The organism is Ralstonia mannitolilytica (assembly GCF_000954135.1).
GTDB lineage: Bacteria > Pseudomonadota > Gammaproteobacteria > Burkholderiales > Burkholderiaceae > Ralstonia > Ralstonia mannitolilytica.
This window is the reverse complement of record NZ_CP010799.1, coordinates 1639830-1660800: the sequence shown is the minus strand read 5'-3', so window position 1 is coordinate 1660800 and position 20971 is coordinate 1639830. Positions and strand designations below refer to the sequence as shown.

At 66.4% G+C, this 20971-nt stretch carries 22 protein-coding genes; 7 read left to right on the top strand and 15 right to left on the bottom strand.

All coding sequences use genetic code 11. The features are described 5' to 3' along the window. Positions 1 to 85 precede the first annotated feature (85 nt). The 6 genes from TK49_RS07915 to TK49_RS24930 all read left to right on the top strand — a co-directional run bounded on the left by TK49_RS07915 (position 86) and on the right by TK49_RS24930 (position 6384). Positions 86 to 991, top strand: coding sequence for a LysR family transcriptional regulator (locus tag TK49_RS07915; protein WP_045786201.1), 906 nt, complete (start codon positions 86 to 88; stop codon positions 989 to 991). 289 nt (positions 992 to 1280) lie between these two features. After that, positions 1281 to 2576 (top strand): ISL3 family transposase, encoded by a 1296-nt coding sequence (locus tag TK49_RS07910; RefSeq protein ID WP_045785571.1) that lies wholly within the window; start codon positions 1281 to 1283, stop codon positions 2574 to 2576. 165 nt (positions 2577 to 2741) lie between these two features. After that, the gene (gene istA, locus TK49_RS07905; RefSeq protein ID WP_045786200.1) at positions 2742 to 4388 is read left to right on the top strand and encodes an IS21 family transposase; all 1647 of its coding nucleotides are present in this window, start codon (positions 2742 to 2744) and stop codon (positions 4386 to 4388) included. Further along, positions 4385 to 5149: an IS21-like element helper ATPase IstB gene (gene istB, locus TK49_RS07900; protein ID WP_045786199.1), complete on the top strand. Its 765-nt coding sequence runs from the start codon at positions 4385 to 4387 to the stop codon at positions 5147 to 5149. Before istA ends, istB begins: the two co-directional genes overlap by 4 nt. Positions 5150 to 5202: 53 nt before the next feature. Beyond that, positions 5203 to 5610 (top strand): hypothetical protein, encoded by a 408-nt coding sequence (locus TK49_RS24935; protein WP_240479954.1) that lies wholly within the window; start codon positions 5203 to 5205, stop codon positions 5608 to 5610. 12 nt (positions 5611 to 5622) lie between these two features. After that, a complete protein-coding gene (locus tag TK49_RS24930; RefSeq protein ID WP_240479952.1) occupies positions 5623 to 6384 on the top strand; it encodes an AAA family ATPase in 762 nt (253 codons plus the stop codon). 91 nt (positions 6385 to 6475) lie between these two features. On the opposite strand, the gene TK49_RS07890 is transcribed toward TK49_RS24930, so the two are convergent. From TK49_RS07890 to TK49_RS07825, 14 genes are all read right to left on the bottom strand, one after another. Then, positions 6476 to 7225: a TIGR03747 family integrating conjugative element membrane protein gene (locus TK49_RS07890; RefSeq protein WP_023121148.1), complete on the bottom strand. Its 750-nt coding sequence runs from the start codon at positions 7223 to 7225 to the stop codon at positions 6476 to 6478. After that, entirely contained in the window at positions 7222 to 9378 is a 2157-nt protein-coding gene (traD, locus tag TK49_RS07885) for a type IV conjugative transfer system coupling protein TraD (protein WP_045786198.1), read from the bottom strand. Before traD ends, TK49_RS07890 begins: the two co-directional genes overlap by 4 nt. Before the next feature lie 8 nt (positions 9379 to 9386). Then, complete coding sequence (locus TK49_RS07880) at positions 9387 to 9920, bottom strand: integrating conjugative element protein (RefSeq protein WP_045786197.1); 534 nt, start codon at positions 9918 to 9920, stop codon at positions 9387 to 9389. Beyond that, on the bottom strand, positions 9917 to 10537 hold the full coding sequence (locus tag TK49_RS07875; protein WP_045786196.1) for a lysozyme family protein: 621 nt from the start codon (positions 10535 to 10537) through the stop codon (positions 9917 to 9919). The genes TK49_RS07880 and TK49_RS07875 overlap by 4 nt, the downstream gene beginning before the upstream one ends. After that, positions 10522 to 11241, bottom strand: a complete 720-nt coding sequence (locus TK49_RS07870) for a TIGR03759 family integrating conjugative element protein (protein WP_045786195.1) — start codon at positions 11239 to 11241, stop codon at positions 10522 to 10524. Before TK49_RS07870 ends, TK49_RS07875 begins: the two co-directional genes overlap by 16 nt. Positions 11242 to 11250: 9 nt before the next feature. Then, a complete protein-coding gene (locus TK49_RS07865) occupies positions 11251 to 11898 on the bottom strand; it encodes a hypothetical protein (protein ID WP_045786194.1) in 648 nt (215 codons plus the stop codon). Further along, a complete protein-coding gene (pilL2, locus tag TK49_RS07860; RefSeq protein WP_045786193.1) occupies positions 11895 to 12443 on the bottom strand; it encodes a PFGI-1 class ICE element type IV pilus protein PilL2 in 549 nt (182 codons plus the stop codon). The genes TK49_RS07865 and pilL2 overlap by 4 nt, the downstream gene beginning before the upstream one ends. Before the next feature lie 99 nt (positions 12444 to 12542). After that, positions 12543 to 12725, bottom strand: coding sequence for a hypothetical protein (locus TK49_RS07855; RefSeq protein ID WP_033986571.1), 183 nt, complete (start codon positions 12723 to 12725; stop codon positions 12543 to 12545). A gap of 105 nt (positions 12726 to 12830) precedes the next feature. Beyond that, positions 12831 to 14045 carry an MFS transporter gene (locus TK49_RS07850; protein ID WP_045786192.1) on the bottom strand — a complete coding sequence of 405 codons (1215 nt, stop codon included), beginning with the start codon at positions 14043 to 14045 and terminating at the stop codon, positions 12831 to 12833. Next, positions 14045 to 14500, bottom strand: a complete 456-nt coding sequence (locus TK49_RS07845) for a chromate resistance protein ChrB domain-containing protein (protein WP_045786191.1) — start codon at positions 14498 to 14500, stop codon at positions 14045 to 14047. Before TK49_RS07845 ends, TK49_RS07850 begins: the two co-directional genes overlap by 1 nt. A gap of 16 nt (positions 14501 to 14516) precedes the next feature. Further along, complete coding sequence (locus TK49_RS07840; RefSeq protein WP_082076299.1) at positions 14517 to 15542, bottom strand: MBL fold metallo-hydrolase; 1026 nt, start codon at positions 15540 to 15542, stop codon at positions 14517 to 14519. Next, on the bottom strand, positions 15543 to 16136 hold the full coding sequence (locus tag TK49_RS07835) for a superoxide dismutase (RefSeq protein ID WP_045786190.1): 594 nt from the start codon (positions 16134 to 16136) through the stop codon (positions 15543 to 15545). A 59-nt stretch (positions 16137 to 16195) separates the two neighbouring features. Beyond that, a complete protein-coding gene (gene chrA / locus TK49_RS07830; protein WP_045786189.1) occupies positions 16196 to 17371 on the bottom strand; it encodes a chromate resistance efflux protein ChrA in 1176 nt (391 codons plus the stop codon). A gap of 53 nt (positions 17372 to 17424) precedes the next feature. Further along, positions 17425 to 18369: a chromate resistance protein ChrB domain-containing protein gene (locus TK49_RS07825; protein WP_045786188.1), complete on the bottom strand. Its 945-nt coding sequence runs from the start codon at positions 18367 to 18369 to the stop codon at positions 17425 to 17427. A 119-nt stretch (positions 18370 to 18488) separates the two neighbouring features. On the opposite strand from TK49_RS07825, the gene TK49_RS25080 reads away from it, so the two are divergent. Continuing rightward, positions 18489 to 18614: a hypothetical protein gene (locus tag TK49_RS25080; RefSeq protein WP_255321382.1), complete on the top strand. Its 126-nt coding sequence runs from the start codon at positions 18489 to 18491 to the stop codon at positions 18612 to 18614. A gap of 71 nt (positions 18615 to 18685) precedes the next feature. Here TK49_RS25080 and TK49_RS07820 read toward each other — a convergent pair whose 3' ends face one another. Beyond that, entirely contained in the window at positions 18686 to 20971 is a 2286-nt protein-coding gene (locus TK49_RS07820; RefSeq protein WP_033986562.1) for a helicase-related protein, read from the bottom strand.

Below are 20971 nucleotides of genomic sequence, written 5' to 3'. Positions count from 1 at the left end.
GACGCGATTCTGGATAGACAAGTCGTATAAGTCGATGCAGCGAACCTGATGGTTAGAATCACCAGCATGAATAGTGAGGTACAGCATGAGGCTTCGCGACATTGATCTCAACCTGCTGGTGGTGTTCAACCAGATGTTGATGGACCGCAGCGCGTCCACTGCTGCCGAGAAGCTCAACATGTCACAGCCCGCCGTCAGCAACGCGCTGCGTCGCCTGCGTGAGCTGCTGAACGACGAGCTCTTCATACGCACATCCAAGGGCATGGAGCCGACGCCCTACGCCCTGCACCTGGCAGAACCCGTCGTGTACGCACTCAATGCGCTGCAGACAGCTCTGTCGAGTAAAGAAAGTTTCGACCCCCAGACCAGTGCCCGGACCTTCAACCTGGCGATGACCGACATCGGCGAGATGTACTTCATGCCGCCGCTCATGGACGCGCTGTCCCGGCTGGCACCGAAGATCCAGATCCATACCCACCGGCCCGGCTCGGGCGACCTGAAGGAAGGCATGGAGTCCGGCGCCATCGATCTCGCGCTGGGTCTGATGCCCAACCTGCAAACCGGTTTCTTCCAGAAGCGGCTGTTCAGGCAACGTTACGTGTGCATGTTCAGGAAGGGACACCCCGTCGCAAAGTCGCCCATGACGCTGGCCCAATTCAGCAAGCTTGAACATGTGGGTGTTACGGCGCCAAACACAGGCCATGGGGAGATCGACAGCCTGCTAACCCGTGCGGGCGTCACGCGCCGCGTTCGACTGGTGGTGCCGCACTTCATCGCTGTGGGCCACATCCTTCAAAGCACCGACCTGATCGCCACATTGCCCGAGCGGTTTGCTGACCGCAGCAAGGGCCCATTTGACTTGGTCGTCTCCCCTCACCCTGTCAAGCTGCCCGAAATTGCCATTAACATGTTCTGGCACGCCAAGTACAACCGTGACCCGGCCAATATGTGGCTGCGGCAACTTGTGAGCGATCTGTTCGCGGACAAGTGAAGCCTTCGGCGTCACCGCAACAGTTTGGACATGCGGGGTTTCGCCTTTCACTGCATCGAAAGATCTTCGTGAACGATCGGTGTGCACCCGCTACACCCAAGTCTTCGACTTCATCGCATCGACCCCCGGCGGCCACCCAAAGTGCTCCACTTATGGGCTCTTCGTCATTTCGTGTGGAACCCAACAGTCACAATGACTCCTGGTCGTCGAGCCCGGTGGGCATGTGTGCAGGCCGCTGGCCGGCCTGTGCACATGTCCACGAGGCGTGTTTGATCAGGAGGATGAGTCCATGGGCATTGCCGTAGAAGCTCTGTTCACCAGCGCGCTGGGCTTGCAGCCGCCGTGGGTCGTCGATGACGTCAGGCTCGACACGGCCAAGCGGCGTATCGACTTCGAGATCGGCTGCCACACCAGCAGGCTCGCCTGCCCGGCATGCGGTGCGGCCACGCAACCGGTGCACGACCGGCTGCGCCGATCCTGGCGGCACCTGGACTTCTTCCAGTTCGAGGCCTGGCTGCACTGCGACGTGCCGCGCGTGGCCTGCGGTGCCTGCGGCAAGACCACGCAGGTGGCCGTGCCCTGGGCGCGTCCGGGCTCGGGCTTCACCGCGGCGTTCGAAGCGCTGGCGCTGACCTTGTGCCTGGACCTGCCGGTGCGCCAGGCCGCCGAGTTGCTGCGCTGCAAGGACAAGCGGCTGTGGCGGCGCATCGAGTTCTACGTCGCGCAGGCGCGTGCGCTGGAAGACTTCGCCGGCGTGCGCACGGTGGGCATCGACGAGACCAGCCTGCGGCGCGGGCAGCACTACATCACCGTCGTGCACGACCTGGATCGCAAGCGGCTGCTGTTCGCCACCGAGGGGCGCGAGCACCGCACGGTGGTGGAGTTCGCCGAGGATCTGAGGGCCCATGGCGGCGATCCCGCCCAGGTGCGGCACGTGTGCATGGACATGAGCGCGGCCTACGCCAAGGGCGTGGCGCTGGCGTTGCCCGAGGCGCAGATCAGCTACGACCGCTTTCACGTCGTCTCGATGGCCATCGAGGCGATGGACCAGGTGCGCCGCGCGGAGATGGCCACCGACGCGCAGGCGGTGCGAGCCGCGCTGGGCGCTGGCGGCCGCAAGACGCTCAGGCAGCTGCTGTGGGGCATGCGGCGCAACCCCAGCAGCTGGAGCGCCCGCCAGCTCCAGGCGATGCACTGGCTGCAGCGCTCGACGCTCAAGAGCGCGCGGGCGTGGCGGCTGAAGATGGCGCTGCGCGCGGTGTACGCACGGGCCACAGCGCACAACAGCATCGAACAGGCCGCATCCGACCTCAGGGCCTGGCTGAGCTGGGCGCGGCGCTGTCGGCTCGAGCCGTTCAAGAAGCTGGCCGCCACGCTCAAGGAGCGGTTCGACGCGGTGGTGCGCGGCATGGTCGATCACCGCAGCAACGCCTTCGTCGAGGCGATGAACGGACTGCTGCAGCAGGCCAAGCGCGCCGCGCGCGGCTTCAGGACGAGCCAGAACTTCATCGCCATCGCCTACCTGCGCATGTCCAAGCTCAAGCACCTGCCGGCCAGCCCGTTCGCGCCGGCGATGCCCCAGTGACAGTGTTGCTTTCCACACGAAACGACATGGAGCCCACTTATGGCCACCCAAATTGCTCCACCTGACCAGTGGTGACCTGATGCATTGAGCTTGGCATGTTGGTCGCCCGCTGGCCGACAGGCAGGACGTTACTTTCACCCCCTCACCAACGAGGGGACCACCGGAGTGAACGTCTTGAAGCCACACTTGCAAACCACCATATGGACGCTGCTGGAGGCCAACGCCAGCCAGCGAGAGATCGAGCGGGTCACAGGTATCTCCCGTCACACCATCCGCGCCTACCGGCAACGCTTTGCGGCCGAACGGGCAAACTGCCCCGGGGTGGCCACCGGCTCTGAGGCGGTGGCCAGTCAAACTGCCCCACCCCGGCCACCGGCTCCTGCTGTTGCCCCTGCGCCACTGGCCTCCTCCCTGTGCGAACCCCACCGTGAGTTCATCCAGGCGCAGTTGCGTCTCAAGCGCAACGCCATGGCCATCTTCCAGGACCTGGTCGACCAGCACGGCTTTGCCGGCCAGTACAACTCCGTCAAACGCTTCGTGGCCCGACTGCGCCAGAAGGAGCCCGAGCAGTTCGACCGCCTGAGCTTCCTGCCCGGCGAGGAGATGCAGGTCGACTACGGCGAAGGCGCTCCCACCCGGGTGCCGGGTTCTGATCGGTACCGCAAACCCCGCCTGTTCGTGGCCACGCTGCGCTACTCGCGGGCAAGCTTTCGCTGCGTGGTCTGGAAGTCCAGCCACCAGATCTGGGCCGAGCTGCACGAGCGGGCCTTTCGCTTCTTTGGTGGTTGCCCCCAGTACGTGGTGCTGGACAACCTCAAGGAAGGCGTCATCACGCCCGACCTGTACGAACCCGAACTCAACAAGGTCTACGCTGCCACCCTGGCGCACTACCATGTGGTGGCCGACCCAGCCCGGGTACGCGACCCCAACCGCAAGGGCACGGTCGAGCACGCTATCGGCCACACCCAGGCCACGGCCTTGAAGGGCCGGCGCTTCGAGTCCATCGAGGCCCACAACGAGTTCCTGGCGCACTGGGAGAAGAACTGGGCGGCCAAGCGCATCCACGGCACCGAGCGGCGCCAGGTGCAGGCCATGTTCGAGGAAGAACGCGCCTACCTCAAGGCGCTGCCGCTGTTGGGCATGCAGTATTTCAGCGAGGTCGAGCGCACGGTGTGCGATGACAGTTGCGTGCGCGTCGCGCACAGCAGCTACGCCGCGCGCCCGGCGGCCATCGGATCGAAGGTGCTGGTGCGCATCTACGCCCAGCGCATCGAGATCCGTGAGGCCAGCACGGGCGATCTGCTGCGCACCCACCCCAAGGCCGAGCGTCCTGGCTCTGTCGTGCTGCCCCAGGACGAGCGGGTGTTCAACCCCTCGCGCGAGACCCGCTACATCCTGCGCCAGGCCAGCGAGATCGGCGAACATGCGGCCCGTCTGTGTGAGCTGCTCTTTGCCATCGAGGGGCGGGTCGGGCAGCGCAAGCTCTGGGGCATCGTGGCTCTGGTGCGGCGCTACCCGGCCCACTGCGTCAACGCCGCCTGTGCCCAGGCCCTGGAGCAGGGCATCTACAGCTACAAGCGCGTGCTGGCTTTGAGCGAGGGTCTTTTTGCCCAGGCGCTCGCCGCCATTGAAGCCCATGCCAGCGGTGACAACGGCGCGGTGCTCACCACCCCAGAGCTGACCCAGCAGCACGGGCTCATCCGCGATGTCGATGAGTACGGTGATCTCTTCGCGCACGCCGCAGCCACGGCCACGGCAACCGTATCCAGTACCACCGCTGCCACCACCACCGCACCGGGGAGCCTGGCATGAACCTGGCCGAGATCGAACGCGCGCTGCGCGAATTGCGCCTCTCGGGCATTGCCGAGACCCTGTCGACCCGCGTGATGCAGGCCCAGGCCAGCCAGGAGCCGTTCCTGGAGACCTTCGCCGCCATGCTGCAAGACGAGCTGGACCGGCGCCGAACGCGCCTGATGGAGCGCCGCTACAAGCGCTCGGGGCTGGATGAGAAGGTCACGCTGGCCGACTTTGACTGGCGCTTCAACCCCAAGCTGCCCAGATCGGCCTGCTTTGAGCTGCACACGCTCAAGTTCATCGCAGAGGGCGCCAATGCACTGATCGTGGGCAAGCCCGGCACGGGCAAGAGCCACTTGGCCAAGGCGGTGGCCTACCAGGCCACGCTGGCCGGTCACGATGTGCGCTATCTGGAGGCGGACACCGAGTTTGGCCGCTACGCGCTGGGCAATGCCACCGAGCGGGGCTCACTGCTCAAGGAGTGGGTGCAGCCCGACCTGCTGGTCCTGGATGACCTGTTCCTGGCGCGGCGCATCAGCGAGCACGCCGCCGAGGTGTTGCAGGCCATCGTGCACCAGCGCTACAAGTTGCGCAGGTCGATCGTGGTGACCTCCAACCGGGTGGTGCAGGACTGGGGTAAGTATCTGGGCGACGCCACCATGGCCACCACCATCCTGGACCGCCTGATGCACCGCTGCGCGATGCTGGAATTCGAGGGCAAGAGCTACCGCCTCAAGGAGGCCGCCGCGCGCATCGCCATCAGCCCTGAAGCCTCATAATTCGACCGTCCTGCCTGGAGCAGTTTGACCGGCCACAAGTGGGGCAGTTTGGGGTGGCCATCGGGGGCGAGGTACAGCTTCCGCCCGTTCCACCGTCGCCGCTGCCTGATCTCGGCCAGCTTCAGACTACGATCCGCGACTACGCCGCGGAGCTGCGCAAGTCGGCTGACGCAGATGAACGCAAGAAGCTCGAAGCCGATTTCGCCGAGCTGAGCGACCGGGCGCTGCTCGCCGGCATGCTGCCGGTCGTCACTGACGAAATCCAGCGGCTGAAGACCATCCGGTTTCTGACCGAGTGTGCGGGCGACACGGCGACGAACACAATCACCAAGATGGGCAATGACATTGCCGACACCGTGATTACGCCTCGGCTGCGCGACAGATTTCAGGAAGAGATTGTCAGGCTTGCGGCGTCGAAGGTTCGCGTCGAAATCGTGCGCTCCGGCGGCAAGTACGGCTGACCGCAGTATCAGGTGCGCCTCTTCGCCAAGCCGGATGCCAAGGTCCACGAAATCCTGAGCGAAGGGGAAAAGACCTGCGTGGCGCTGGCCGCCTTCATGACCGAGCTTGCCACCGCGATGCACCGCTCTGCTCTGGTCTTCGATGACCCGGTGTCCTCGTTGGACCATCGCTGGCGTGGGCAGGTGGCCAAGCGTCTCGTGGAAGAAGCGGAAAACCGTCAGGTCATCGTCTTCACGCATGATTTGGTGTTCGTGAACGATCTGAATGACCACGCGACGAAGACAGGGCGGGCAGTGCGGCTCACGACGCTCAGTCGTGGCGCCGCGGGAGCCGGTATGGTGGCCGACGGCCTGCCCTGGAAGGCCCAGAGCGTCGAAGATCGCATCGACAAGCTGGAGAAGGCGGCACGTGCGGCAAAGCTGCTGCATGACAACAACCAGGAAGACGAGTACGCCGTTGAGGTGGCAAAGCTCTACAACGCGCTGCGCGCCACATGGGAGCGCGGCCTGGAGGACATCGCTTTCGTCCGCGTTATTCAACGCCACAGGGACTACATCAACGCCAAGGACCTGAAGAAGGTCAGTGCGCTCACCGAGGCTGACTGCGATGCTTTCGCCGCCGGATTCAAGAAGTGCTGCGACATTGTTGACGCACACGATCCATCCAGCGGCAGGAATGCCGTGCCGCCGCCACCCACTGATCTCTTTCAGGACATCCAGGCCTTGAAGGACTGGGCCGCGTCTCTGCGAGACAGGCAGAAGAAGATTGCTTGAAACGTATTCGTTCACGCCAATGCTGACGTACTTGACGAAGCAGAGAACCGAAACCATGGCATCGTTCATCTGACCTGGCGCAGGGCTGCCGCTACAGATACTTCTTGAACGTCGCCGCCGCAATGCACACCGCCACGCCGAGCAGTGCCGCGCTGGGCAGCAGGATCAGCAGCGGGTTCACGCTGACCGGCAGTGCCAGGTAAGTCACCCACGGCAGCACGGCCAGCGGGATCAGGCTGGCCCTGGCGCGGTGATAGATGAACCCCGATTCGCGGCCCGCACCGAAGCGGCGGATGTCCCGGCGCACCAGGCCATCCACCAGCCCGACGAAGGCGGCCATCAGGAACAGCGGCAGGGTCAGGCACAGCACCAGTAGCCGGACGAGGAAGACCAGCGTCGTGTAGGCCGCCGCGATCAGGTAGCGCTCCAGGTTCACGGAGACCAAGCCGATGTAGTAGCGGAAATCCTTGGTCGGGCGATGGCTGCCGGCGGCGGCCTGCGCCGAGGCGTCGCGTATCCAGTCCAGCAGGCCGCTCTTCACGAACAGCCAGTCGTAGCCCTGCTCGACCAGCCGGTGCGCGGTGCGGCCCGGCTCCTGCACCAACGCGCTGCGCGTGAAGTGAGTGGAGAGCTGATCCAGCTCGTAGTGCAGCATGCCCTGCGCGTGGCGCCAGCCCTGATCGGGCCAGAAGAAGTGCATGCCGACGCACGCGATCAGGATGCACAGCAGCAGCGCGCCGGACAGCACACCGAAGAAGCGGAACGGCAGCGTGACCAAGCTGGCGATCAGGCCTTGCTGTCGTTGCTGCTGGCGCTGGGCCGCGACGGCCGGATCGCTCATGCTTCGGCCTCTTCCGCGGCGGCCATCTGCTTGAAGTCGTCCAGCAGGTCGTCGGGCAGCGCCTTGTCCTGCAGGCCGGGGATGCCTTGGTTCTCCCACCAGTCTCCTGCCTCGACATAGTGCTGCCGCATGTAGCCGGCCAGCTCCTGCAGATCCTTCGGCATGGCTTCGTCGGGGTCGGGTGCCGGCAGCGGCATGCGGACTTTCCAGAGGTTGCCACCCTCGGTCAGCGCGAAGCACTGCCCCTTGGGCAGCGCCACCACATGCGCCGGCTCGATCAGCGGCACGCTGTTGCTGCTGATGCGGTCCTGGGTGTTGGACGTGAACGCGGTATTGCCGTGTGGGTCGGAGCTGTCGGTGGCGCCGCTCATCAGTGCCGTGGCGTACACCTCGACCTTGGGCAGTTGTCGCGTCAGCAGTTCGGCGGTGGCGGTCTCGCGCACGCGCAGCATGAACAGGTTGTTGAAGTTGCCGACCACCTGGCCGGCCTTGGCGCGGTTGCCGATGCGCGCCTCGATGTCGCTCAAGGTCTGCGTGTAGGCCGTCACCTGCACGCCGGCGCCGCCGCCCTTGTTGACCATCGGAATGAACTCGTCGCCCATGAGTTCATTGAATTCGTCGGCGTGGACGTTGATCGGAATCTTGGCGCCCACCGCGGCGCCGGGCAGCCCGTCGTCGATGCCGAACTTGTAGATGTGGCCGGCGACCGAGACCAGGTCGCTGAACATCGAGTTGCCCACCGCTGCCGCGACCTCGGCGTCGGACAGCGCATCCAGCCCCACGTAGACCACCGCGCGTTTGCGGATGACCTGCATCCAGTCGAAGATCGGCCGCGGGTCGGACAGGTCGGAATAGTTCGGTGCAAGCAGTTGCGCGATCTTGCCGGTGGTGAGCTTCTCCAGCAGCGGCAGCAGCGAGGCGACGATCTTGTCGAAGTACGTCCGGTCGTAGCGCACGGCGCTGCGCAGGCCATCGAGCACCGGGTCATAGACGCGCACCTGGGACAGGTACTGTTCGAGGGCCACCACGCGCTTCTCGCGCCCGATCATGTTGCGCGGGATGTTCTTGTCGTTCAGCTTCGCTTCGAGCTGGACGATGACCTCCCAGGCCTTCGGCTCGTTCCTGGCGAAGTAGTGCTGGGCGTACTCGATGAACAGCGCGTCGATGTTGATGACGTGGCGCTGGATCAGCAGGTAGTCCGGCCGCTGCCCCAGCTCGACCAGGGCGCGCGCGATGATGTTGACGAAGCGCCAGGCGAATTCGCGGAACGCGGCGCTGTTGCCTTCGCCCGAGAGCTGTCCGGCGATGCGCGTTGCCACCTCGGAGATCCGCCCGAACCGGCCCACGGCGTTGTAGCGCGCCGAGATGTCCGGCCAGCCCAGATGAAACACGTAGAACTCGCCTTCGCGCCCGGCGCGCTTGGCCTCGACGTACATGCGCTTCAACAGGTCGGCGTCGCCCTTGGGGTCGAAGACGATCACCACCTCGTGCTCGCCGCGAACCTTGCGGCGGATGTCCTGGGTGATGAACAGCTCGGCCAGCCGCGTCTTGCCCACGCGCGTGGTGCCCAGCACCAGGCTGTGGCCGACGCGCTCGCCCAGCGGCAGGGTGACGTCGACCTCGTGCGGCTCGATGCCATGCAGGCGCGGCAGTCCGCCGACCGGCGGCAGCGGCCGCGCCGGGTTGAGCGGGCTGTCCCAGGCCAGCGCGCGCGCCAGCTTCGAGACAGGAAACGGCGCGAACTCAAGCCGCTCCTCCAGCCGCCGGGCGGCCCGGTAGATCGCCGTCGGCTCGACATAGCGGCGGAACTCCGGCCGGTAGGTCTGCATCAGCCGGTGCGTGTGTCGCTGCTCCCAGCGGAAGCCCCGGCCGACGAACAGCCGTTGCTGACTCACCGGCACGTCGCGGCTGGTCATTACGTAGCGCGACAGGCGGCGGATGTTGCGGCGATAGCGCAGGATCGCCCAGGCATCGCGCAGGCGAATCGCGCCGAAGGTCAGGAAGGCCAGCGCCGAGCCCAGGCCGAGCAGCGGGTTCAGCGCGAGCGACCACGGTGCCACCAGGCACAGAATCGCGGCGCCAGTGCAGACCGCCACGGTGTAAAGCTCCACCGCTGGCCGCAGCAGCACCTCGACCGCATGCGGTTGGGCCATTTGCGCACCTACTGCTCGACGCCGGTGGACGTGATGAGCACCGGGTAGTGGCGCAGGCCCAGGCGCTGGGCCAGGTCGTCGCCGGAGGCCGGCGAGAGGGTCAGGCCAGGAGCCAGCCTGCGCAGCGCCGTCAGCGCGGCCATCGATTCCACGTTGACCACCAGGCCCACGGCCTGCAGCTCTCGCAGCGCCGCCTGCCGCTGCCGCAGCCAGGCGCGCGACCGCTCGTCGTCGCCGATCAGGAACAGCGCCGTCAGGCCCGGTGCCCGGATGACGCGGGTCTGCACATCGCCCGGCGACAGTTGCGTCGAGCGCACCGGCAGCATGGCGGCTTCGGCGTCGGCCGCGTTGCCCACGCGAGGGGCCGGCATCGGGGCCGGCGGTGTGGCCTGATCCGGCTGAGGATTCAGCGACCGGTAGTACGGCAGCGGGGAGTCGCCGCCGCGGTCTTCGACGACGATCAACGGCGCGGAGGCGGTCTGCGCGAAGACGGTGGTCGTGGGCAGCAGCCCGATGGCGGCGATGAGGACGATGTGGTTCATGGCGTGGTGGCCTGGAGGGTGGGAACGGGAACGTCGGGGTCGAGCACGCGGGTCAGGTGCCGATGCACACTGCGCCGGTAGCGCGCTGCGGGTGCCCCGCCGGCGGGCCGGTGGTAGCGGCCGATGGCAAGCAGCCAGTCCTCGCCCGGCGTGTGCTGTTCGCGCAGGATTTCCGCAGCGATGGCGAGGTTGCGGTACGGGTCCAGCAGCTCGCAGGGCTGCGTGTAGCGATGCGTGTGGTAGCCGAGATTGACCTGGCCGAGGCCGGCGTCGATGCGATTGGCCGGCGTGTGGGCGAGCGCACGGTGCAGCCCCGCGCAGGCCTCGGCGCGGGTGGCGTAGCGCTGTGGCGAGCCGGCGACGTTGAGCGTCCACGGCCAGGGGATCAGGCGCCCGCGCAGCATGGCGCCGCTCTCCTGCAAGGCCACCGCGTACAGCACCGCCGCCGGCACGTCTGCACGATGCGCCGCCAGTCGATAGGCCGGCGGCGGGACTTCCCGCGCCAGGACGGCCAACGCCCAGCCGCCGGTGGTGAGCAGCAGCACGGCGCTGGCGCAGCGGATGGCGACGCGGGACGGCCGACGCTCCCGGCCCGGAGTACCTATTGCCGCTGCCATTGGCCGTTCACCTCGCGCACCACGGCCGGCAGATCGCCGGGCAGGCCGAGCGACAGCCAGCGCCCCGCATCGTGGTTGAGCGTGATGGTGCGGGCGCGCACCCTGGCCGGGTCGATGCCCGCCTGGGTGGCCCACTGCCGGATGCGCGCGTCGTCCTGACGGCTGCCGACCATGTAGAGATCGAAGGCAGTGCCGGCCGCCTGCAACTGCTGCACGCGCTGCGCGCACGGTGCGCAGTCGGCCTTGACGAAGACCGCCACGCGCCCGGAGCCGGTGTTGCCGGCGCCCTGCGCCTTGGCGCCGGGCAGGCTCACGCGCGGCTGGCCGGGAAACAGGCGCTGCCACGCCGCGTCGTAGGCCCGCTGGTAGGCCAGCGTCTTGCCGACGCGCCGCGCCTCGGCCTGCACCTGCAGTTCGGCGTAGCGCCTGCGCTCCTCCTCGCTGCGGGCCTCGATGCCCAGCGCCGTGAGCGGATCGAGCTGGGGCGAATAGACCCCGAGCGGCCCCTGCATCAGTTGCCGGTAACGTGCCCACTCCTCGGAGCGAAGCCCCCACTCCCGCGCCTGTCTCTCGTCGAGCGCGGCATCAGCGCCCGGCTGCACCTGGGCGGGCACCATGCGCGAGTTCGTCACCGGGGCCGGCTGGGCGGATGCGCCGAAAGCAGCGAACAGGACGAAGGTAGCGAGCAACGACCGCAGGATCATGGCGACCTCCTACGGCACCGCAACGCGCTGCGTCTGGCCGTTCACCTGGAACACGCCCGCCTGCGCCTCGATGGACTGCAGTTGCCAGCCGCCCTCGGCATCGCCCTCGCGCAGCAGCCGGGCGCCCGCGAGCGAGGCCGCGGCGGTAGAGGTGATCGACAGAAAGCGCTCGCCTCCCCGCAGCTCCACGCCGAGCACACGGAACGGCGGCTCCGGCACCTTGGGCTTCGTCGCAACCGGAGTGCGCGGGCGAGCGGCGGATGCCACCTGCCGGGTTTTCTCAAGGCGGGTTTCGATTGCGTTCACGCGCGCCAGCAGCGTCTGCAGGTCGACGGCCAAGGCCCTCGCCTCATCGGCCTCTTCGAGGCGCGTAATCCGTTCGTCCAGCGCCTGCCGCGCGTTGGCGAATTCGGCCTGGCTGATCGGCGCCGGCCGGCGCTTGTCCGCATCGACCTGTCGTTCGAGATCGGCCACGCGCAGGCCCAGCGCATTGACCTGCGCATCCTGTGCGCTGCTCTGGGTCTGTTCGGCGAGCCGCGACAGGCCGACGCTGTTGATGAGTGCCACGGCACTGATGAGCAGCAGCCAGAAGGCCGCGGCGATCTTGAGCCAGCGCGTGCGGGAATCGCGCTCGGATGGCGCTTGGGGAAGGGTCATGGCTGCAGCTCCTCGGGCCGGTCGGCGTCCGGCACGGGCGTGGCGGTGCCCGGCGGATTGGCGGAAAGGAAGGTGGGAGCACCGTGCCGGCTGAAGCAGACCTGGCGGGTCAAGTCATCGACCGACAGCTCCCAGGCGGGGCCGGCAAGGGTCAGCAAGGCATCGCGCAGCATCAGCGGGCCCAGGCGCAGGTGTGCGGCGGGCAGCGGCAGCGCGTGGAGCGATGCGGCCTCGGCCGCATCGCAGAGCCGATAGCCGGAGCGCAGCAGCACATGGCGCATGGCATCGCCCACGCTGGCATCGAGCATGGGCGGAATCGAGACCTCCACCGCCTGCTGCAAGAGATCACGCTGCGCAGGTTCCGGCACCAGCTCGACCAGGGTGTAGCGGCCGTAGCGGGCCACAGGCACCAGTCGCTGCTCCGAAGCTGTCTCGTCGGGCGGCGCTGCTATACGGTCAGAGGTGGCCGGCGTCGTCGTGCAGCCGGACAGCAGGCCGCTGAGCACGGCGAAGATGCAGAGGAAACGAGGCAGAGACGGCAGCATGTGGCACCCCATGGCGATGAGATGCCTTCACCATTGCAGAACCGTGCTGCGCGGGATGCCGGAAATCCGAAACGCGCGGCGCCCCGTTTCCGAGGGAAGTCAGGACGGGTTCGGGCCCGTCATTTCGCCGGTGGCGATGGCGCTCGGGTTCGCCGTTGAAGACGCCGCCCGGTCCGGCAAGTGCGGCCGCACCGGTTCGATCCGCTCGATGAACCGGCGAAGTTGCTCCGGTGACTCGGCGCTCCGACACGGCAGCTGGTCTTCGATGATCAGGATGCGCATGACGGCACCGTTCCAGACGGATGCCGTCAATCTATGGCCAGCTTCGCGACCGGTCTACTGAAGTGTTTCTGACTTTCCCATCAGGATCGGGCGCGGGGACCGGCCTCACGGCGTAGCCTCCCCGTGCCGTCGGAAGGCGCGCCAGAGCGCGAGGTCATAGGCAATCTTCAGCGCGCCACAGGCCACCAGCGGCGCGGCCAGCCAGCCGGCGGCGAACAGCGCGCCACCGATGGCCGGGCTCACCGCGGCCGCGAGGCTCCTGGGCACGGCGGTGAAGCTTGCCGCCGCGGCGCGCTCAGCCGGCGTGACTACCGCCATGACGAAGGCCGAGCGCGTCGGCACGTCCATCTGCGACAGGGCGCTGCGCAGGAACAGCAGCGTGAGCGCCACCGGCAGACTCTCGGCGAGGGCGGCGAGGATCAGGCAGACGCTCGACGGGATGTGGGTGAACACCATCGTGTTGACGAGGCCGATGCGGCGCGCCACCCAGGGCGCTGCGAGCTGGGAGCCTGCCGAGAGCAGCCCCGCCCAGAAGAAGAAGTGGCCGGCGGCGGCGAGCGAGAGGTCGAAGCGCTCGAACAGCCAGAGCGCGAGCAAGGTGTTGACGATCAGTCCTCCGGCGAAGGCGTCGACCGAGAACAGCGCGGCCAGTTTGATCACGATGCCGCGCGAAGGCCCCAGTGGTGCGGGCGGCGCCGCCTGTGCGTGGACCGGATGGTTCGGCAGCGTGCGGTAAAGAAGGAAGATCGCGACGCCGGTCAGCCCGTAGGCGACGAACATGAGGCGCAGCGCGTCGAGCTGCACCAGGCCCGCATTCGTCAGGGTTTGCGGAATGGCCGTCGCCAGAGAACCGGCCGCGGCGCACAAGGCGCCGACGAAGGTGTAGCGCGCGAAGAGGAAGGTGCGCGCCTCGCCTTGCGCCGATTCGGCCAGCCGCGCCTGCTCCAGCGGCAGGAAGACGCTGACGTCGCCGGAGCTGGGGTTCATCGTACCGACGAAGGCGACGATCAGCAGCGGCCAGAAGGCGCCGATGCCGCCCAGGCCGGCCAGCAGCAGACCCGTTGCGACCATCAGCCAGGCGGCGGCGAGGAGTAGCCGGCGCTGCGGGAAGCGATACCCCCACTGCCCGACCGCCAGGGTTGCCAGCGCCGACCCGAACAGGGTGGCAGTGCTGATCAGCCCGACCTCCCACTTGCCCAACCCCAAGGCCAGCAGATAGACCGGCAGCAGGATGGCCACAAAACCGTCGGTGAAGGCCCGCAGCGCCCGACCGATCAGCAGCAGACGTGCCTCGGGCGCAGCTCCGGGGGGCAGCAGCATCACTTCAAGCCAAGCAGGCGGGCGACCTTCTTCAGTGGCGTGTCGGCGCACCAGGCGTAGAGCGCGTCGTACATCACCATGCCTGCCTTCAGCATCTCGTGGTCGTCGGCGAAGTTGAGCGACAGCCCTTTCGAGATGGCCAGCAGGCCGGCTGCCTCCTTCGCGAGCTGGGGCTGGCCGCAATCGGCGGCGCGCACGATGAGCGCCAGCTTGTTCAGGGCCGGGTCGTCGAGTTCGTATTTGTCGATGAAGGCATCGAAGCTGCAGCGGTCGCCATGGTGGCCGAGCTCGACATTCGGCACGTCATAGGGAATCGCGCCGGTGTCGACGGCGACCTTCAGGACCTCGCCAGCCGGCACGTAGAGGAACTCGGGGGCCTCGTCGATGAAGCGCGTTACCAGCCAGGGGCAGGCGATACGGTCGATCTTGGGGCGTTCGCGGGTGACCCATTTCATCGGGGTCGTCTCCTGTTCAGAAGCCGTCGGCTTCGCTTTCCTGATAGGCCTGATAGGCGTTGCGGCCGTTCAGCTCCTTGAAGTTGGCCAGCGATTGCCAGGCCGAGGCGTCGAAGCCCGACTTCGCCGATTCAATGTCGGTGCCTTTCTTCACCGCATCGTCCATGTGGCGTTTGATGCGTGCCAGGTAGTCGCGGGTTGGATGCTCGAAGGCGGCGAGCGGCGCGGGCTCGCCATGCCCGGGCACGAAGATGGCGCCGTCCAGGGCGCGCAGCGCATCGAAGGCTTCCAGCCAGCCCTTGACGCTGCCATCCGGAATCAGGGCCGGCACTCGGCCGCCGTACAGGATGTCGCCGGCAAACACGGTGCGGTCCGGAAGCACCTGCACCACCAGGCTTCCCTTGGTATGGGCCGTGCCGGCGTGGCGCAAGCGCAGCACGATGCCGCCGCCGAGATCCAGATCGACGGACTCGCCCGCGCCAAGCAATCGGTCCGGTGCGGCCGGCACGGGCCATTCGGCGATGCCGAGAATGCCCGCCGCCGCGCCGGCCATCATGGCGCCGTCGCGGCCCATGCGCTCGGCCGCCTCCCGGCCGGCGAGGATATGGGCACCGGCCCGGCGGAAGACATCGTTGCCGAGAAAACGATGGGGCTGCGAATTGGTATTGACCACATAGCGCACCGGCAGCGCGGTGCGCGCGCGGATGTGGCGCAGCATCGCCTCGGCCATTTCGGGTGAATAGCCGCTGTCGATGACGGCCACGGCCTCCTTGCCGACTACGAAGCCGAGATTCATGCGGAAACCCCGATTGGCCGTGCTCGGGCCCTCATAGGGACCGATCCAGGCCCAGGCATGGGGAGACAACTGTCGAGGTGCAGGCAGAACGTCGGCGTATGACGCCCCCACCCCCAGCAGGCTCAGGAGCACGAGGCCGATCGACCGCGCGAGGCACTGCACGGCTCGACGCGCGCCGCCCCCATTCGGCGTCGGCCTGCTGATCGGTTCATGCGAGAACGATGCAGAGGTAGTGGCGTGCTTCATTCAGCCCTCCACGTTGGCCAATGCGGCCTCGGCCGCCGTCCAGGACAGGTTCTGCATGAAGGCGTCCACATAGGCCGCGGCCTTGGCGCCGAAGTCCATGTGGTAGCTGTGCTCGTACATGTCGAGGGCGATCAGCGGCGTGGCGCCGGCCAGGTTGTGGGCGTGGTCGGCGGCCCAGGCATTCACGAGACGCCTGCGGCGCGGGCTCCACACCAGCAGGGTCCAGCCGGAGCCGCCGCCCTGGGCCTTGCCCATGGCCGTGAACTCGGTGCGCCAGGCGTCCACGGAGCCGAAGTCCCGCTCGATGGCCGCTTTCAGCGCCCCGTCGGGGTCGCCCCCCGTGCCGCCGAGGGAATCGAAGTACACCTCGTGCAGGATCATCGAACCGCTGGCGATCATCTCCTCGCGCTTGAGGCCGTTGATCTCGAACACCGGGGCGCTGGCCCAGTTCAATTCGGCCAGGCGCTGCTCGATGGCATTGAGGCGCTTCACCGCCCCGCCGTAGTTGTTCTCCCAGTGGCTGACGATGAGTTTCTCGGACAGGCCGGTGAGTTTGGCCGGATCGCATGAAAGAGGTTTCAGTTCGTAAGGCATCTTGGTTTCCTCAAACAAGGTAGGTAAGAACGGCGCGACGAAGGCTGGTTCGATCAGGTTCAGCCTTGGTTCGGAAACACCAGCCACCCCGCCAATCCAGCCGCGAGGATCACGACGACGACGTTGAGCTTGTTCTTCCAGGCATAAAGGAATGCCAAGGCTGCGGCGAAGATCGACATGCCCACCGTCAACGATGGGACACGTTCAGCAGTGACCTGCGCCAAGTCGATGGTGGTTGCGCCGATCAGGCCGACTACGCCGGCCGCGACGCCATCCAGAAAGGCATGCAGCCGTTTGTTCTCCACGACCGCCTCCAGCCGGTCGTAGAAGATCAGCGAGAACGCAAAGGCCGGAAGAAAGACCCCCATCGTCATGGCCACCGCCCCGATCGGCCCTCCCGCCACATAGCCGACGAACGTCGCGAAGATGATGAGCGGTGCCGGCAGCACACCGGACAGCGCCAGGCCGTCCAGGAACTGCCCATCCGTCATCCACCCGCGCCCGACGGCGTCGTTGCGAACGAACGGAATCGCCGTGTAGGCGCCGCCGAAGGTGAGCAAGCCGGCCTTGAGGCCCGAGGCGAAGATGAGCAACACCGAGGCTTGGCCCTGAACGACCGTTTCTACCAGCTTTGCTGTTGGCTCAGCCCAAAATGCCATGGCCGTGGCCAGCGCCACCGCTGCCAGCGTCACTAGCAGTGCTGAGGCCCGATGCTTGAGCACGAGCAGGGCGTACACAAGCCCACCCGCCGGCAGGGTGATCCAAAAGTCGACACGAACTATGGCTGCCAGCGCGCAAACGATGGCAATGGCCCACAACCAGCGATCGAGCAGGATGTGCTCGCCGATGCGGTGCACGGCGCGCACGATCAGTGCGATCACGGCCGCCTGCACGCCAAAGAATGCCGCGCCCAGCGCGGTGCCCACGAATTCAATCTGGAAGTACAACCAAGACAACGCGAACATCAGCAAGAATCCGGGAAGCATGAACCCGAGTCCCGCCAGTACGCCCCCCAGCCGCCCCTTGGCTCGGATGCCCAAATGAACGCATATTTCGTGTGCTTCGGGTCCGGGCAGTACTTGCATCACCGCAAGCAGCTTGTTAAAGCGTTTGCTGGAGATCCAGCGTTCCTCGTCCACGAGCTCGCGGCGCAACATGGCGATCTGAGCTACAGGCCCGCCCCATGCGAGCAAGCCGAACTTGAGAAAGCGGACGAAGAGCTGCAGGTAGCTCATCGCTGGAGGGACGGCTTCAGTCGTAGCATCCGTCTGAGGACTGGTCAGGGCGTTCACGTTGTTTTTTCCTCGTAACTCTTCAACAGCCAATCAAAAACTTCGCACGCGCGAACGAGCAGCGCGTCGTCGTCGGATTCGGATGCTCTCAGGCCCGCGAGCAGCTGCTCGATGCCCGGCGCTTCCGGTACCGGCAGTCCGCCCACGTCCAGGCAATGCACCAGTTCGCCCAGGCGCGTCAGCGCCGGGTCGTCCTCCAGGCCAAAACTCGCCAGCAGCGTCTCGAAGGTGACCTTGGTACCGACGTGGCTGAACGTCGCACCGTCGAAATCGAAGCCCAGCCAATCGGCTTCGCAGTCGGCGGGGCTCGCCAGCCAGACGATGCGGGCGTTCGGGTCGATGAACCGCCGGATCAGCCAGGCCGAGGCAAGCCGGTCGACCCACGGACGGGCCCGCGTGGCCCAGACACGGCCCCGATAGTCGGCGCGCTCCATTCGCGGAATGTCAGCCTGCCGAGGGGTCGGCTCGTCGGGAGAAAGCCGGCGGGTGAGCGCGTCGCGCAGGTCGTCGAGCAGGCTCAAGGTCTGCCGCTGCGCCTCGCCGGGAAAGAAATCGATGCGCGCCACCTGCTCGAAGCGGCGCACGAGTGGCTGGAGCTTGCGCGCGGCGGCGGCACCATCCAGGGATGCCAGGCTCCGCCCGAGTTCTTTAATCTCCTCGGCGATGCCGGCGTACTCCTCGCCGCGGTCGAACAGGGCGCGCAGGGCGGCCTCCTGGGCTTCCTCACACTCCGACAGGCGATAGACCTCGCCGCTGCCCCCGGCCTCGACCGACTGCGCCGCCACTTCGTCCAGCGCCGTAGCGCTATCAGCCGAGTCGGGCAGCAGATAGACCCCATCCCTCAGCGTCGCGCAGCCCAGCGCCTTGACGGAGCGCCAGACGCGCATGCGGCCGGTCGATGCCTTGGTGGGCAGGCTGATGAACAGCGCGAGAAAGCTCAAGCACGGACTCCTTTATCGCCAAGGGGTTGGTAATGAGTTATATATCTTACTGCATGTTATAGATCAAACGAAATCTAAGAAGTTGCGTAGCGAGTCCGTCGGATCTGATCCCAAATCGCATGGTGCCCGCCGATGCGCCGACCAGCCTTATCAAGGAACGCTGGGAGAAGCTGGCGATGGCCGATGCTGGCATTGACCGGCACTACTACGGCCGCGCTTTTTTGTTTTCTGAAACGCTCCCCTGAAATAGCGACTGCGGCAACGACCGAAGACAAGAATTCGGCCCCCGAAGGGGCCGACCAAGAGTGAAACAATCTCAATGCACCAACTGCCGCGCCAGTGCCACTTCCACCGAGTCTCCGTCCTGGTTCAGGACATCCAGCCCGGATTCGGGCACGTCTCCCGACGTGCTCTGCGACACCATGATCTTCCTGGCCATCAACCCCAGGCAGGTCATCTGCGAGGAGTTGGCGTAGCCGAGGTAGATCACGCGCACCGACTGCTTCTGACCGATACGCCATGAACGGCGTGCGGCCTGCTGCAGCGAATACACGTTGTAGCCCGACTGCATGAACACGATCGTCGGGAACTCCAACAGGTCCAGGCCGGTTTTCACCAGTTCGGGATTGGTGACGAGCACGTCGATACCGCGGTCCAACTGCTCGGCGATCCAGTCTTCCCGGCGGGAGGCATCCACGCTCGCGCGCAGTACCGCCACCTTGAAGCCTTCCTGCTCCAGCAGCACCTTCAGGCGCGACGTGGTGTCGCGCGTGCCGGTGTAGACCGTGTAGACCAGGGTCTTGCGACCTTCTGCTTTCTCCTGCTTGCAGATATCAATCAGCTCGCGCTCCTTGGGCATCACCTCCAGCTCGTTGAACTGAGCCGGGACGAAGGCCAGGGTGTTGCGCGTGCGTGGATGCACCACCGTCTCCGACCGGAAGCAGCAATCCGGCCAGGCCAGCAGCACGTTGAGGACCACACCCAGCAGCGTCGTGTCGCGCTTCGCCAGGGCCTGCTTCAGCTCCTGGGTCAGCCGACCCGCCAGATCGCGGTAGGCCGCAGCTTGCGCCGTGTCCATCGCGACTTCGCGGAACTCCTCGTCGTAGGGCGGCAGCACATTGCCACCGATGTCCTTCAACTTGAGGAAGACCGTGAACGGCAGGACGCAACGCAGCACGCCCTTGGGACCGAAACCCGGCGCCTTGACCGTGCGCACCGATACCTTGGTGCCCTTGGCCGTCTTGTGCGCCGTGCCGGTGCTCTCGGAATAGATGTCCTTGAGCACGCCGTGATCGCGCATGAACGCCATCGCGGCCGACGTCATGCTGCCGCTCTTCGTCGGCCGGTAGCCGTCTTCGATCATCCGCCCCGGAAGGGCTCGGAACAGCAGGTGGAACAGGTCGTCGCCGTAGCCGCCCATCAGCGTGCCGGTGAGCAATAGCGTCTTGCGCGCCTTGGCCGCCAACACCCCCATGGCCTGGCCCTGTGCGGAGCCGCCGTTCTTGTACTCGTGCGCCTCGTCGGCGATGAGCAGGTCGAACGTGCCTTGGGGAAGCTGCCTCTTGATGAACTCGGACGGCTGGTAGCCGCCCTCGCCGAAGCCGAACTCCATGTTGGCCATCGCACGTTCCATCCGATGGGCTTGCCGGTCCGAGAAGACCAGCTCGCCGTTGCCATCCATCAGGTTGATGAACTCGTGGATGTTGTCCCCGAGCATCGACGCGAGGAAGGCGTCACCGAACTTTTGCATCAGCTTCTGCGCGGTGACTTCCCCGATGGTTGGAATACGCTTCAGTGCCTTGAGCACGGTCGAGGACTGGTCGCTGGCGGACAGGCCTCTGGGACGGATCAACGACCACAGCGGTGCACGGCAGTGGCTGCACTTGCGGCGGGACTCCTCGGCTTCCAGCTCGACCGGATTGATCGGCTCGCCGTCGAGGTCGGTGATGACATGCCCGCAATCCGGGCAGGCCCCCACGTCGCCGTGAGGCGTGCGCCGCCGAACGAAGACAGGCTTCCAGTGGAACCCCATCCGCATCCGCACGCGGCCCAGGACGAAGAACTCCTGGCCCTGGGCCGGCACGCCCAACTGCTCTCGCAGTTTCAGCAGCTTGACCAGCGTGTCCGGGCCATTGAGCACCCAGACCTTGGCACTGGCCACCGTCTCCTGGATTTCGCGCCGCCACTTGTAGACCAGGTGCGGCGGAGACAGAACCAAGGTACGGCGGTAGCCTTCGGCGTTGAGCACGGCGGCGGTGGCAATACCCACCGTCGTCTTGCCGCAGCCCATCTCGCCATTGACGATCGCGGCGCGTTCGCCACGATCGACCAACAGCTCGGTGACGGCGTGGACCACATCGGCTTGCGCCGGGAACAGCTTGCGCTTGAGCGCGGCGAGGATCAGTTGCCGATGCACCCGCACCTGGCCGGTGTAGACCGGAGGATTGGCGCGGTTGAGCGAATCGAGCAGCTCGTCGCCGAACTCCGATACGAAGTCCTGCAGGCTGAGGGTGAGCGGAGAAGATGCGGCTTCGAGCAGGTCGCCCTGCACGGGCGAGGCATCGGAAACAGCCGCGGGAACAGTTTCGAGATCGAGTGACAT